The following is a 14935-nucleotide window of genomic DNA, read 5'->3' on the forward strand; positions in this document are numbered from 1 at the left end:
GCCAGATGGTTGCGGCAGTCGTTGCAGCCGTTCTGGTTTCGACCATCGCGCTGATCGCGATCTCGCGGGTCCAATGGCCGGCCTTCCCCTCGTCGAACCAGCTCCACGCACTGACCACCGTTGGTCAGGTCGGGTGTCTGGTGCTCCTGCTGGGCACCGGATTCGTCTGGCGCCGGGGGCGTCAGTGGATTGCGCGTATCGCCGCGGCGGTGTTCCTGTCGGCGTTCACGGTGGTCACCCTCGGGATGCCACTCGGTGCGACACGGCTCTATCTGTTCGGCATTTCCGTCGATCAGCAGTTCCGCACCGAGTACCTGACCCGGCTGGCCCAGAGCCCGGCACTGCACGACATGACCTACATCGGTCTGCCACCGTTCTATCCGGCGGGCTGGTTCTGGCTCGGCGGCCGCATCGCCGCGCTGACCGGGACACCGGCGTGGGAGATGTTGAAACCGTGGGCGATCGTCTCGATCGCGATCGCCGTCGTATTGGCAATGGTGTTGTGGTCGGCCCTGATTCGCTTCGAATACGCACTGATCGTCACCGTCGCCACCACAGCGGTGACGCTGGCCTACAGCTCGCCCGAGCCCTACGCCGCGATCATCACCGTCCTGATCCCACCGGTCCTGGTGCTGGCCTGGTCGGGACTGCGCGGCAAGACAAGGCAGGGTGGCTGGGCCGCCGTTATCGGCGTCGGGCTGTTCCTCGGTGTCTCCGCCACCTTCTACACCCTGCTCGTCGGCTACACCGCCTTCACGGTGGTGGTGATGGCTGTCGTCGCCGCGATCGCGCGGCGCAGCGTCGAACCGCTGCTGCGACTCGTGCTCGCCGGCGTCATCGCGCTGGCCATCGCGGCGATCACCTGGCTGCCGTTCGTACTGCAAGCTGCCCGGCACCCGATGAGCGACACCGGCAGCGCCCAGCACTACCTGCCCGCCGACGGCGCGGTGCTGACCTTCCCGATGCTGCAGTTCTCACTACTCGGCGCGCTCTGCATGCTGGGCACGCTCTGGCTGGTGTGGCGGGCCCGCACCTCCACGCGCGCGGCCGCGCTCGGCATCGGGGTGCTGACCGTCTACGCGTGGTCGATGCTGTCGATGCTGACCACCTTGGTGGGCACCACGCTGCTGTCGTTCCGATTGCAGCCCACGCTCACCGTTCTGCTGTCCGCGGCCGGCGTGTTCGGATTCATCGACGTCACACTCGCGGCCGCCGCACGTACCAACCGCACGGTCATCGGAGTCGGCGCGGCCATCGGGCTGATCGGCGCCATCGGTTTCAGCCAGGACATCCCGGATGTACTACGCCCCGACCTGACCGTGGCCTACACCGACACCGACGGCTACGGCCAGCGCGGCGACCGCCGACCACCCGGAGCCGAGAAGTACTACGCCGAAGTCGACGCCGCCATCCAGAAGATCACCGGCCGCCCGCACCAGGACACCGTCGTGCTGACCGCCGACTACAGCTTCCTGTCCTACTACCCCTACTACGGGTTCCAGGGGCTGACGTCGCACTACGCCAACCCCCTCGCCGAGTTCGACAAGCGGGCCGCGGCCATCGAATCGTGGGCTGATCTGAAGACCGCCGACCAGCTGGTCCACGCGCTCGACAGCCTGCCGTGGCAGCCGCCGACGGTGTTCCTCATGCGCCGCGGCGCCAATGACACCTACACCCTGCGTCTGGCCCAGGACGTCTACCCCAACCAGCCCAATGTGCGCCGCTACAACGTCGACTTCGACGTCAACCTGTTCAGCGGATCGCACTTCACCGTCAAGACGATCGGACCGTTCGTACTGGCGATCCGGAATCCATAGCGATGGCCGCCCCAGCCCGCCAATTAACATCTAGCTCCGTGGAACAGACGCGGGCGAATTACCGGAACGCCCGTCTTGTCGCCGTCATCGCAGGCCTGCTGGGCGCCGCGCTGGCGATACTGACCCCGCTGCTGCCCGTGAAGCAAACCACCGCGGAGCTGAACTGGCCGCAGAACGGTGTGCTCAACAGCGTCACCGCGCCACTGATCAGCTACGTGGCTACCGACTTGACCATCGACGTGCCATGCCGTGCCGCCGCCGGGCTCAACAGTCCCGACAAGACCGTGCTGCTGTCCACGGTCCCCAAGCAGGCACCCAAGGCCGTCGATCGCGGACTGCTCATCCAACGCGCCAACGACGACCTCGTCGTCGTGGTCCGCAACACGCCCGTCGTCGTCGCCCCGATGCGTCAGGTACTGAGCCCGGCATGCCAGAAGCTGACGTTCACCGCCCACGCCGACCGCGTGACCGCCGAATTCGTCGGCCTCACCCAGGGCGCCGACAGCAACGCCCCCGGTAAACCGCTCACGGGCGAACGCAGCGGCTATGACTTCCGGCCCCAGATCGTCGGCGTCTTCACCGACCTGTCCGGACCTGCACCCGACGGACTGAGTCTGCGGGCCACGATCGACACCCGCTACAGCAGCGCACCGACCGTGCTGAAGATGGCGGCGATGGTGCTCGGCGTCGTGCTGACGCTCGTGGCTCTGATCGCGCTGCACGGCATGGATCGGGCCGACGGCGTGCGGCAGCGACGCTTCCTGCCTGCCCGCTGGTGGTCGGTCAGCCCGCTGGACGGGCTGGTGCTCGCCGTCCTGGTGTGGTGGCACTTCGTCGGCGCCAACACCTCCGACGACGGCTACATCCTGACCATGGCCCGGGTCTCCGAGCACGCCGGCTACATGGCCAACTACTACCGCTGGTTCGGCACCCCGGAGTCGCCGTTCGGTTGGTATTACGACCTGCTTGCGCTCTGGGCGCACGTCTCGACATCGAGCGACTGGATGCGGCTGCCGACCCTGGGCATGGCCCTGGTGTGCTGGTGGCTGATCAGCCGCGAAGTGATCCCGCGACTCGGCCATGCGGTCAAGACCAGCCGGGCTGCCGTGTGGACCGCGGCAGGCATGTTCCTGGCGTTCTGGCTGCCGCTGAACAACGGTCTGCGCCCGGAGCCGATCATCGCACTGGGCATCCTGCTGACGTGGTGCTCGGTCGAGCGCGGGGTGGCCACCAGCCGGCTGCTGCCGGTGGCGTTCGCCTGCATCATCGGCGCGCTGACGCTGTTCTCCGGCCCGACCGGTATCGCGTCGATCGGCGCGCTGCTGGTGGCGATCGGCCCCCTGCGCACGATCCTGCACCGGCGGTCCCGGCAGTTCGGCCTGCTGCCCCTGCTCGCCCCGATACTCGCCGCGGCGACGGTGACGATCATCCTGATCTTCCGCGACCAGACCCTGGTCGGCGAACTCGACGCCAACATGCTCAAGTCCGCCGTCGGCCCCAGCCTGAGCTGGTTCGACGAACACATCCGCTACGAGCGGCTGTTCATGGCCAGCCCCGACGGCTCGGTCTCGCGACGCTTCGCGGTGCTGGCTCTGCTGGTCGCGCTGGCGGTGTCGGTGGCGATGATCCTGCGTCGCGGGCACATCCCCGGAACCGCGGCCGGCCCCAGCCGTCGCATCATCGGGATCACGATCATCTCGTTCCTGGCGATGATGTTCACGCCGACGAAGTGGACGCACCACTTCGGGGTGTTCGCCGGGCTTGCCGGTTCGCTCGGTGCGCTGGCCGCCGTCGCGGTCACCGCCCACGTGCTGCGTTCCCGGCGAAACCGCGCGATCTTCGCCGCCGTCGTGCTGTTCGTCACCGCGCTGTCGTTCGCCAGCGTCAACGGCTGGTGGTACGTCTCCAACTTCGGTGTGCCGTGGTCGAACCAGTTCCCGGAATGGCACTTCGGCTTCACCACGATGCTGCTCGGTCTGACCATCCTGGCCCTGCTGCTGGCCGCGTGGTTCCACTTCTCCGGCCGCGACAACGGTGACTCCGGGCGTAGCCGGTGGTGGTCGCATTTCGTGGGCTCGCCGCTGGCCACGATGGCCTGGTTGCTGGTCGTCTTCGAGGTGCTGTCGCTGACGCTGGGCATGACCGAACAATGGCCGGCGTGGTCGGTCGGACGCTCGAATCTTCAAGCGGTGACCGGTAAGACGTGCGGCCTGGCCGACGACGTCCTGGTCGAGGAGGACCCGAACGCGGGGACACTGACCCCGATCGTCGGCGTGTCGGTGGGCGACGCGTTGGCCGCGACGACGGCCGAGGGCTTCACCCCCAACGGGATTCCCGCCGACGTCTCCGCCGACCCGGTGATGGAGCCACCCGGCGGCGGCAGCTTCGTCGACAGCGACGGTCTGGTCACCAGCAGCGAAGCCGGGACCGAGGGCGGCACCACCCTGGGCGCCGGCGTCAACGGGTCCCGTGCCCGGTTGCCCTACGGTCTCGACCCGACCCGCACCCCGGTGATGGGCAGCTGGCGACCCGGCGTGCAGCAACCCGCGGTGCTGCGTTCGGCGTGGTACCAGTTGCCCGCCGACTGGGCCGCCTCCCCCTTGCTCGTCGTCGCGGCCGCCGGCCGCTTCGACCAGGACGAGGTCCAGGTCCAATGGGCGACCGACCAGCAGGCCGCCGAGGGCAAATCGGGCGGCACGGTGCTGTTCGGCGACGTCGGCGCCGCACCCGCGTGGCGCAACCTGCGCGCGCCACTGGCCGCGATCCCGCGTGAAGCCACCCACATCCGCCTCGTCGCCACCGACGACGACCTGTCGCCCCAGCACTGGATCGCGCTGACCCCGCCGCGCATCCCGAAGCTACGCACCCTGCAGGACGTGGTCGGATCGAAAGATCCGGTGCTGCTGGATTGGCTTGTCGGACTTGCCTTCCCGTGCCAGCGACCGTTTGCGCACCAATACGGCGTCATCGAACCGCCGAAGTGGCGGATCCTGCCGGACCGGTTCGGCGCGGAAGCCAACTCCCCGGTGATGGACAACATCGGCGGCGGACCGCTCGGCATCAGTGAGCTGCTCTACCGCGCGGTCACCGTACCGAGCTACCTGCGTAACGACTGGTTCCGCGACTGGGGTGCGCTGCAGCGGCTCAACCCCTTCTATCCCGACGCGCAGCCCGCCCGTCTCGATCTCGGCACCGCCACCCGAAGCGGACTGTGGAGCCCGGCTCCGCTGCGACCTACCTAACATTCGCCTCTCGATTCGCCGAAGCGCCCGCAGGCCTTCCCAAGCGGCATAACTTCGTCGCCTACCATCGACCCTCGTGCCAAGCGACAGAGCCGACTCCACCCGGATCGCCCGGCTCGTCGCCGTCGTAGCCGGCATCCTGGGTGTGCTGCTGTGCGGTGTCGTGCCGTTGCTGCCGGTCACCCAGACCACCGCCACGATCCAGTGGCCGCAGGCCCCCGGCCCGGACGGCATGGTCAGCGACATCACTGCACCGCTGGTCTCCGGTGCGCCGCAGTCGCTCGAGGTGTCGATCCCCTGCCAGGTCATCGCGACGTTGCCGGCCGAGGGCGGACTGGTCTTCTCGACGATCCCGCCCGCGGGTATCGACGCCAGCCGCAACGGGCTGTTCGTCCGGGCCAATGCCGCCACCGTCGTCGTCGCGTTCCGTGACACCGTCGCCGCCGTGGCGCCCCGCCCGGCGATCGCGGCGGGCGGCTGTAGCGATCTGCGCATCTGGGCCGGACCCGGCGGGGTCGGCGCCGACTTCGTCGGCATCCCGGGCGCCACCGGCACGCTGGCCCCGGAGAAGAAGCCGGCAGTCGACGGCATCTTCACCGACCTCAAGGTCGCGTCGCAGCCCGGCTTGAGTGCGCGCATCGACATCGACACCCGGTTCATCACCGGCCCCGGCACGCTGAAGATCGCGGTGATGGTGCTCGGCATCGTCTGCGTGGTGGCGTCCGTGATCGCGCTGGCGGTACTGGACAGACGTTCTGGACGTCGCGTCCCGGGAGCCTGGCGGCGGTTCCTCCGCGTCGGATTCGCCACCTGGCTGGCCGATATCGGTGTCATCGGCGGCCTGCTGCTGTGGCATGTCGTCGGCGCCATCTCCTCCGACGACGGCTACAACCTCACGATCGCGCGGGTGTCCGGCGCGGCCGGCTACACCGCCAACTACTTCCGTTTCTTCGGCGCCACCGAGGCGCCCTTCGACTGGTACCAGTCGGTGCTCGCCCACCTCGCCGCAATCAGCACCGCCGGCGTGTGGATGCGGCTACCCGCGACGATCGCCGGCATCGGCACCTGGCTCATCCTGAGCCGCTGCGTCCTGCCCCGGCTGGGACGCCGGCTGTCGCTCAACCGGGTCACGGTGTGGACCGCCGGCGCGGTGTTCCTGGCCGCGTGGCTGCCGTTCAACAACGGGCTGCGACCCGAACCGCTGATCGCGTTCGGCGCGCTGGCCGCCTGGATTCTGGTGGAGAACGCCATCGCCACCCGGCGCCTCGTTCCAGCGGCCTTCGCGGTCATCGTCGCGGTGTTCAGCGTGACGCTCGCTCCGCAGGGCTTGATCGCGGTCGCGCCGCTGCTGGTCGGCTCGCGCGCGGTCGCGCGGGTGATCAAGGCCCGCCGCGGCACCGACGGTCTGCTGGCACCGCTGGCGGCGCTGGCCGCGTCGGCGTCGGTCATCTTCGTCGTCGTCTTCCGCGATCAGACGCTGGCCGCCGTCGCCGAATCCGCTCGCATAAAGTACGTCGTCGGGCCGACGATCGCCTGGTACCAGGATTTCCTGCGCTACTACTTCCTGACCGTCGAGGACAACGTCGAAAGCTCGCTGACCCGCCGCTTCGCCGTACTGGTGATGATGCTGTGCCTGTTCGGCATGCTGGCGGTCCTGCTGCGCCGCGGGCACGTCCCCGGGGTCGCCAACGGTCCGGTCTGGCGGCTGCTCGGCAGCACCGCGATCGGCCTGCTGCTGCTGACGTTCACCCCGACCAAGTGGGCTGTGCAGTTCGGTGCGTTCGCCGGACTGGCGGGGGCGCTCGGCGCGGTCACCGCGTTCGCGTTCGCGCGGGTCGGCCTGCACAACCGACGCAACCTCGCCCTTTACGTCACCGCCCTGCTGTTCGTACTGGCGTGGGCGACCTCGGGCACCAACGGCTGGTTCTACGTCGGCAGCTACGGGGTGCCGTGGTTCGACCGCCAGCCGGTGATCGCCCACCAGCCCGTCACGACGATGTTCCTCGGGCTGGCGATCCTCTCCGGCCTGCTCGCCGGCTGGCTGCACTTCCGGATGGACTACGCCGGGCACACGGAGGTCAAGAACACCGGCCGTAACCGCGCGTTGGCGTCCACCCCGCTGCTGGTGGTGGCGATCATCATGGTGCTGCTCGAAATCGGTTCGATGACCAAGGCCTTCGCGCAGCGTTATCCCGCCTACACCACCGCGGCGGCCAACCTGTCGGCGTTGAAGTCGGGCCTGTCCGACACCAGCTGCGCGATGGCCGATGACGTTCTGGTCGAGGCGGACCCCAATGCCGGGATGCTGCAACCGGTTCCGGGCCAGAAGTGGGGTCAGTACGGCCCCCTTGGCGGCGACAACCCGGTCGGCTTCACCCCCAACGGCATCAGCGACACCCTCGAGCCCGCCGAGCCGTTCGTGGCCAACCCCGGCACCGTCAACTCCGACGGTTCGCCCAACAAGCCCAACGCCGGTATCGCCTTCGCGGCAGGCACCGGCGGCGGGTACGGACCGGTCGGGGTCAACGGCTCGCGCGTGTTCCTTCCCTTCGGGCTGGACCCCAAGACCACTCCGGTGATGGGCAGCTACAACGAGAACACCGTTGCCGCCAAAGCGACTTCGGCGTGGTACCAGCTGCCCCCGCGCACCCCGGACCGTCCGCTCGTCACCGTCGCGGCGGCGGGTGCCATCTGGTTCTACGACGAAGAAGGCCAGTTCAACTACGGGCAGTCACTCAAGTTGCAGTGGGGCGTTCAACGCCAGGACGGCAGCTTCCAGGCGCTGAACTCGGTGCAGCCCATCGACGTGATCGCCCAAAAGGCTTGGCGCAACCTGCGTTTCCCACTGTCGTGGGCACCGCCGGAGGCCAACGTCGCGCGGATCGTCGCCGACGATCCGAACCTGAGCACCGACCAGTGGTTCGGTTTCACCCCGCCGCGGGTGCCGGTGCTGCAGACGGCCCAGCAGTTCCTGGGCTCGCAGACGCCGGTCATGATGGACATCGCCACCGCCGCGAATTTCCCATGCCAGCGCCCGTTCTCCGAACATCTGGGTGTCGCCGAAGTGCCGGAGTACCGAATCCTGCCCAACCTCAAGCAGGTGGTGGTGTCGAGCAATATGTGGCAATCCGCCCGCGCCGGTGGCCCGTTCCTGTTCATCCAGGGGCTGCTGACCACCGCGACTGTCCCGACGTATCTGCGCGACGACTGGTATCGCGACTGGGGTGCCATCGAGCGCTACATCCGGCTGGTGCCGTCGTCGCAGGCGCCCAACGCCGTCATCGACCAGGGCAGCAAGACCGTATTCGGGTGGAGCCGTAGCGGACCGATCAGGGCACTGCCATGACACAGACCCTCGCCGCCAACGCGCGCGACGCCGCCGGCGACGTGCGGATCACCCGTTGGGTAGCCACGATCGCCGGACTGGTCGGCTTCGTGCTCTCGGTGCTGACACCGCTGCTGCCGGTGGAGCAGACCACCGCAACACTGAACTGGCCGCAGGCCGGCCAGCTGAACAACGTCACCGCACCGCTGATCTCCCAGGCGCCGGTGTCGCTGACGGCGACCGTGCCGTGTGACGTGATCCGGTCCATGCCGCCGGCAGGCGGACTGGTGCTGGGGCTGGCCCCGCAGAAAGGCAAAGAGGCAGCGCTCAATTCGCTGTTCGTCAATGTCAACGCCCAGCGTGTCGACATTACCGACCGCAACGTGGTGGTCGCCAGCGTGCCGCGCGCCAGGGCGACATCCGCGGAATGCCAGCGCATCGAGATCACCTCCACCACCGACGGCACATTCGCCACCTTCGTCGGGCTGAACGATCCGACCACCGGCAAAGACCTGCGCAGCGGATTCGCCGACCCCAACCTGCGACCCGCCATCGTCGGGGTCTTCACCGACCTGGTCGGGCCGGCACCGCCGGGGTTGAGTGTGTCGGCGACGATCGACACCCGGTTCTCCACCACCCCAACGGTTCTCAAACTGGCCGCGATGCTGCTGGCGATGGCCGCCACCGTGATCGCGCTGCTGGCCCTGTGGCGGCTGGACCGCCTCGACGGGCGCCATATGCACAAGTGGATTCCGCAGCGCTGGCGCACCTTCACCGCGGTCGACGTGACCGTGGTGGCCGGCTTCCTGATCTGGCATGTGATCGGCGCCAACTCCTCCGACGACGGCTACATCCTGCAGATGGCCCGCGTGGCCGATCACGCCGGCTACATGTCGAACTACTTCCGCTGGTTCGGCAGCCCCGAAGACCCGTTCGGCTGGTTCTACAACGTGCTGGCGCTGATGACCCACGTCAGCGACGCCAGCATCTGGATGCGGTTGCCGGACTTGATCTGTGCGCTGGTCTGCTGGCTGTTGCTGTCCCGCGAGGTGCTCCCCCGACTCGGCCCCGCGGTGATCGCGAGCAGGCCCGCCCTGTGGGCCGCGGGGCTGGTGTTGATGGCGGCCTGGATGCCGTTCAACAACGGCCTGCGTCCCGAAGGCCAGATCGCCACCGGCGCGCTGATCACCTACGTGCTCATCGAACGTGCGGTCATCTCCGGGCGGCTGACCCCGGCCGCACTGGCCATCGTCAGCGCCGCGTTCACCCTCGGTATCCAGCCCACCGGCCTGATCGCGGTGGCCGCCCTGATCGCCGGTGGCCGTCCGATCCTGCGCATCCTGGTGCGCCGCCGCGCAATCGTCGGCACCTGGCCGCTGGTGCTGCCACTGCTCGCCGCGGGCACCATCATCCTGACGGTGGTCTTCGCCGACCAGACATTGGCAACGGTGTTGGAGGCGACCAGGATTCGCACCGACATCGGGCCGAGCCAGGCCTGGTACACCGAGAACCTGCGCTACTACTACCTGATCCTGCCGACCGTGGACGGCTCGCTGTCGCGGCGGTTCGGCTTCCTGATGACGGCGCTGTCGCTGTTCGTGTCGATGTTCATCATGTTGCGCCGCAAGCGCGTTCCCGGGGTGGCCCGCGGACCGGTGTGGCGGCTGATGGGCGTCATCTTCGCGACGATGTTCTTCCTCATGTTCACCCCCACCAAGTGGGTGCACCACTTCGGCTTGTTCGCCGCGGTGGGTGCGGCCATGGCGGCGCTGGCCACCGTGCTGGCCTCACCGGCGGCGCTGCGCTGGTCTCGCAACCGGATGACCGTCGTCACCGCCGTGTTCTTCCTGCTCGCGCTCTGCTTCGCCACCACCAACGGCTGGTGGTATGTGTCGAGCTACGGTGCGCCGTTCAACAACGCGATGCCGAAAATCGGCGGGATCACGATTAGCACAATCTTTTTCGCGTTGTTCGCCATCTCGGCGCTCTACACGATCTGGCTGCACTTCAACACCCGCGACCACGGCGAAGGCCGCATCGCGCGAGCGGTGACCACCGCACCGATTCCGGTGGCCGCCGGCTTCATGGTGCTGGTGTTCATCGCCTCGATGGCCGCCGGTGTGGTGCGCCAGTACCCGACCTACTCCAACGCCTGGACCAACCTGCGGTCGTTCTCCGGCGGCTGCGGGCTGGCCGACGACGTTCTGGTGGAGCCGGACGCCAATGCCGGATTCCTCACCCCGCTGCCCGGTGACTACGGTCCGCTCGGGCCACTCGGCGGCACCAACCCGGTTGGCTTCACTCCCAGCGGCGTGCCGGAACACATTGTCGCCGAAGCGATTCGGATGACGAACCCGCAACCGGGCACAGACTACGACTGGGATCAGCCGACCAAGCTGGACAAGCCGGGCATCAACGGCTCGACCGTGCCGCTGCCGTACGGCCTCGACCCGGCGCGGGTCCCGATGGCCGGCAGCTACTTCGTCGGACCGCAACAGGACGCCACCCTGAACTCGGCGTGGTATCAGTTGCCACCCAACGACGACGGTCACCCGCTGGTGGTCGTCACCGCCGCAGGCACCATCGCCGGCATCAGTGTGCTCAACGGCTTCACCGACGGCCAGACCGTGGAACTCGAATACGGCAAGCCCGGGCCCGACGGCGCGCCGGTACCGGCCGGGCGGGTCAGCCCCTACGATCTGGGCCCCGCCCCGTCGTGGCGCAACCTGCGCTTCGCCCGCTCGCAGATCCCCGGCGATGCCACCGCCGTGCGGATCGTGGCGCAGGACCGCTCGTTGTCCCAGGGCGACTGGCTGGCGGTCACTCCGCCGCGGGTGCCCGAACTGCGGTCGGTGCAGGAGTTCGTCGGCTCCACGCAACCGGTGTTGATGGACTGGGCCGTCGGCCTCGCGTTCCCGTGCCAGCAGCCGATGCTGCACGCCAACGGGGTCACCGAGGTGCCGAAGTTCCGGATCACCCCGGACTACACCGCCAAGAAGCAGGACACCGACACCTGGGAGGACGGCCGAAACGGCGGCCTGCTGGGCATCACCGACCTCCTACTGCGCGCCCACGTCATGTCGACCTATCTGTCGCACGACTGGGGTCGTGACTGGGGCTCGCTGCGTCAGTTCGAGACGATCGTGCCGGCCGAGCCCGCCCAGATCGACCTGGGCACGGCCACCCGCAGCGGCCTGTGGAAGCCGGGTCGGATCAGGATCAAGCCCTAGTCGCATCACGCTGTAAGTGCAGTAGTCCAGTACTGACACCACGCCGGTTCAGTGGCATCAGCGTTAATTTATGGACCACATCCTGAAGAGTCGACCTGTGGTCGCCACGGTGGCGGCGATCGCAGCGAGCACCGTCGTGCTGGCCACCACCGTTGCGCCGCCCCGGCCGATGACAGAGGTCGCAGGCCCGCGGATCACCACCCAGGTCGTCGCGCTGGCTGCACTGCCCCAGGCTCTGACGCCGACCCCGCGTACCGTCGCGGCGGCGTCGGCCAACCAAATCAATCTCGGCGGAGTAGTTCAGACCGTGCTGGCACCGTTTGTCGGGGGCGCCGTGCTCGGGATCTTCGGCGGATTCATCGTCATCGGGCAAATGGCCGCCGGCGTGCTCTATCGAATCCCGGGCGCGGATCCGAAGCTCGCACCACTCGTCTCGGCCATCGCCGCTGTCGGCGCAGTAGTCGTGGGTGCCCCGGTCGGTGCCGCTCTCGGTGTTGCTTTCGTTGCCGCCTCGGCCGTCGCGGGCTGGGTGTCGCGTCTGCGACCGCCGGCGCCCCCGGCGTCGAGCGTTTCGACAGTCAGCGCAAAGATCACCACGCCGCAGCGGTCGAGCAAGTCCGGCACACGATCCGACCGGCAGACTGTCAAGGCCGCGGTATCGGCAAAAACTTCAGCGCCGCAACAGGGTTCCAGCAAGCCACGAGCCGGCACCGGTCGCGGACATGCTGCCGTGTCGAATCGAACCGCACGGCACTGACTTCGGTTTTGCCGTAGCGCGGCCAATTGACGGTTGCGGTGACAGAATCCGCACATGGAGCAAGACGCAGCAACCGTCGACCCGTTGATGCACGGCCTGCGCTCCAAGGGCCTGAAGAAGGGGTCGGTCTCGCTCGTCGGAGCGGTGGCCATCGGACTGGCGGCCACCGCCCCGGCATATTCGCTGACGGGCGCGCTCGGACACGGCGCGGAGGAGGCGGGCTACCAGCTGCCGATCGTCTTCATCCTCGCGGTGATCCCGATGTACTTCGTGGCCTTGGCGTACAAGCACCTCACCGATGCCGCCCCGGATGCCGGCACCGTGTTCACCTGGGGATCCAAGGCCATCGCACCGCACGTCGGCTGGATGGGCGGCTTCGCACTCGTGCTGTCGTCGATCCTGGCCGGCGTCGGCGCCGCCGGAATCCTGACCAATGCGGTGGCTGTGGTGCTCGGCATGGACGAGTCTCCGGTGTGGTTCGACCTCATCGTGGCCACTATCTTCATCCTGCTCACCACGTGGTTGGTGGCCCGCGGCGCGGAGGAATCCTCGCGCACCACGCTGATCCTGACGATCGTCCAATACGGCGGGCTGATCCTGTTCGCAGTGGTTATGGGGGTCGCCGTCGTGCGTGGCCACCAGAGCCCCGATGCCGCATCGTTCTCGTGGGAGTGGTTTAACCCGTTCGCAATTCACGACTTCAGCAGCCTGTTCGGTGGGTTTCTGGTGGCCATCTTCATCTTCTGGGGCTTCGACGCCTCACTGGCCATGTCCGAGGAAACCTCCGGGACATCGGCGGACGCGGGCCGCAGTGGCGTCACCGCGATCCTGATCACGGTCGCCACCTACGTGATCTTCAGCGTGGCTGCGCTCGCGTTCGCAGGTATCGATCCGAACAGCGAGACGAGCCTGACGCACGAAGGCAACGTCGACAACGTGTTCACCACGCTGGCCACCCAGTCGATCGGGGAACGCGGTGCGATGTTGGCGGCGCTGGTGGTCGGGGTGTCCGCGTTCTCGGCGACAATGTCCACCGTCATGCCGACGGCGCGTGGGCTGTTGTCGATGGCGACCTACAAAGCGTTGCCGGACCGGTTCGCCTCGGTGAGTGAGGTGAGTTCGACACCCAAGTTCGCGACCTGGGTGATCGGCCTGACCAGTCTGGTGATCTATTGCGTGCTGGACCTGATCAGCGACAGCGTCGTATCCGATTCGGTCTACAGCGTGGGAATCGCCATCATGACGTACTACTCGGTCGTGGCGATCTCCTCGGTGGTGTACTTCTGGCGCACCGCTTTTCGGTCGTGGCGCACCGCGATGGGACAGGTGATCCTGCCTGGCATCGGCGCGCTGATCCTCATTCCGGTGGGCATCGTCGAGGCGTATCTGATGGCGGATCCGAGCACTGGTTCGGGCGGATCCCTTCTCGGCGTCGGCACCGCATTCGTCGTCGGCGTGCTGAGTTTGGCTTTCGGTGTGGTGCTGATGATCCTGTGGAACGTCAAGGCCCCGGCCTTCTTCCGCGGTACGACCCTGCCGAGGGAACGCACCTAGCCGCCGTTGCGATTACCGAAGCCGTTGGGGCCGAACTGACGGGTCGGTGCCACCGTCACCGTCTGTGTCGACGTCTGGATCGAGGTCGCCACGGATGTCTCAGTCTGCGTGGCCGTTTCGGTATTGGTGACGGTCTGCGGGTCCTGAGTCTGGACGACGGTCTGCGGATCCTGAGTCTCGACGACCGTCTGCGGCGGCTGCGCTCCGCCGCCCGAACCGGAGTTGTACTGGTGGTGCGTCGCGGCGGCGGCTGGCGTCGTCGTCGTTGTCGGTGTCGATGTGACAGTGACGGTCGTGGGACCCGTCGCGCCTTTGGATCCGCATGCCACCGCACCCAGGACCACCACCGCGGAGACCGACGCCAACAGGCACACCGAACGCTTACGTGTGTTCACAGGTGACATGTCTAACCATTGGCGTGCGGAAAAGCTATGCGCGACAACACTTGCGGTCCGTACAGTCCGCTGTCAATACCCTCGCGAAGCCCTGGATGTCGAGCAAAGTGCCTGATATCGAACCGTTTTCGATACGTTATTGCTCACCAAGGCCACACCCACTGTCGTCACAGCTCGCACAAATCCGAGTTCCATAACGTCGTCATCGCAAGAGCAACCCGAGCAACGAAACGGAGATGACGATGAACCTCAAACGATTGGTGTACGCCTCGACCGCGGCGGTCGGCATCGGCGCGGCCGGACTGTTCGGGCTCGGCATCGGAACGGCCAGTGCCGATCCCGGTCAATGCGGTGGACCGGGTCCGCAGAACTGCCAGGGTCCCAACAACGGGCACGACAACAACTGGAACAACGGACCGGACAACAACCGCAACGACGGGCCGGCCGACTGGCAGCACCGCGACATCAACCAGGGCCGCCAGGATCACCAACCGTTCAACTGGAACGGCCAGTGGGTTCAGCCAATGCCGGCAGGCAATGGAGTGGGCTGGGGCTTCTGGTTCCTGGGGCAGTGGATCCCGCTGTAAACCCCAGCACAGTGGCGCCGGCGGGAAG

At 67.5% G+C, this 14935-nt stretch carries 8 protein-coding genes; 7 read left to right on the forward strand and 1 reads right to left on the reverse strand.

Features of this window, described 5'->3' with window-relative positions:
* The first annotated feature begins 5 nt into the window (after positions 1–5).
* From K0O64_RS28090 to K0O64_RS28115, 6 genes are all read left to right on the forward strand, one after another.
* Positions 6–1817 carry a galactan 5-O-arabinofuranosyltransferase gene (locus K0O64_RS28090; RefSeq protein WP_071950237.1) on the forward strand — a complete coding sequence of 604 codons (1812 nt, stop codon included), beginning with the start codon at positions 6–8 and terminating at the stop codon, positions 1815–1817.
* Positions 1818–1819: 2 nt separating this feature from the next.
* Positions 1820–5059: an arabinosyltransferase domain-containing protein gene (locus K0O64_RS28095; RefSeq protein ID WP_071948629.1), complete on the forward strand. Its 3240-nt coding sequence runs from the start codon at positions 1820–1822 to the stop codon at positions 5057–5059.
* 76 nt (positions 5060–5135) lie between these two features.
* Entirely contained in the window at positions 5136–8405 is a 3270-nt protein-coding gene (locus K0O64_RS28100) for an arabinosyltransferase domain-containing protein (protein ID WP_071948628.1), read from the forward strand.
* Positions 8402–11614 (forward strand): arabinosyltransferase domain-containing protein, encoded by a 3213-nt coding sequence (locus K0O64_RS28105; RefSeq protein ID WP_071948627.1) that lies wholly within the window; start codon positions 8402–8404, stop codon positions 11612–11614. Before K0O64_RS28100 ends, K0O64_RS28105 begins: the two co-directional genes overlap by 4 nt.
* Positions 11615–11684: 70 nt before the next feature.
* Positions 11685–12371, forward strand: a complete 687-nt coding sequence (locus K0O64_RS28110; RefSeq protein WP_071948626.1) for a hypothetical protein — start codon at positions 11685–11687, stop codon at positions 12369–12371.
* 54 nt (positions 12372–12425) lie between these two features.
* Positions 12426–13925 carry an APC family permease gene (locus K0O64_RS28115; RefSeq protein WP_071948625.1) on the forward strand — a complete coding sequence of 500 codons (1500 nt, stop codon included), beginning with the start codon at positions 12426–12428 and terminating at the stop codon, positions 13923–13925.
* Here the strand turns inward: K0O64_RS28115 and K0O64_RS28120 are convergent.
* The gene (locus K0O64_RS28120) at positions 13922–14320 is read right to left on the reverse strand and encodes a hypothetical protein (RefSeq protein ID WP_125477514.1); all 399 of its coding nucleotides are present in this window, start codon (positions 14318–14320) and stop codon (positions 13922–13924) included. The two genes, K0O64_RS28115 and K0O64_RS28120, sit on opposite strands and share 4 nt — an antisense overlap.
* Positions 14321–14562: 242 nt before the next feature.
* On the opposite strand from K0O64_RS28120, the gene K0O64_RS28125 reads away from it, so the two are divergent.
* Positions 14563–14907, forward strand: coding sequence for a hypothetical protein (locus K0O64_RS28125; RefSeq protein WP_071950236.1), 345 nt, complete (start codon positions 14563–14565; stop codon positions 14905–14907).
* Positions 14908–14935: the final 28 nt, after the last annotated feature.

This window comes from Mycolicibacterium pallens, assembly GCF_019456675.1.
In the GTDB taxonomy this organism is placed as follows: domain Bacteria; phylum Actinomycetota; class Actinomycetes; order Mycobacteriales; family Mycobacteriaceae; genus Mycobacterium; species Mycobacterium crocinum.

Coding starts and splice junctions, on each gene's coding strand:
- K0O64_RS28095 (WP_071948629.1), top strand. CDS start 1,820: ATGGCCGCCCCAGCCCGCCAATTAACATCTAGCTCCGTGGAACAGACG.
- K0O64_RS28110 (WP_071948626.1), top strand. CDS start 11,685: ATGGACCACATCCTGAAGAGTCGACCTGTGGTCGCCACGGTGGCGGCG.
- K0O64_RS28105 (WP_071948627.1), top strand. CDS start 8,402: ATGACACAGACCCTCGCCGCCAACGCGCGCGACGCCGCCGGCGACGTG.
- K0O64_RS28115 (WP_071948625.1), top strand. CDS start 12,426: ATGGAGCAAGACGCAGCAACCGTCGACCCGTTGATGCACGGCCTGCGC.
- K0O64_RS28125 (WP_071950236.1), top strand. CDS start 14,563: ATGAACCTCAAACGATTGGTGTACGCCTCGACCGCGGCGGTCGGCATC.
- K0O64_RS28090 (WP_071950237.1), top strand. CDS start 6: ATGGTTGCGGCAGTCGTTGCAGCCGTTCTGGTTTCGACCATCGCGCTG.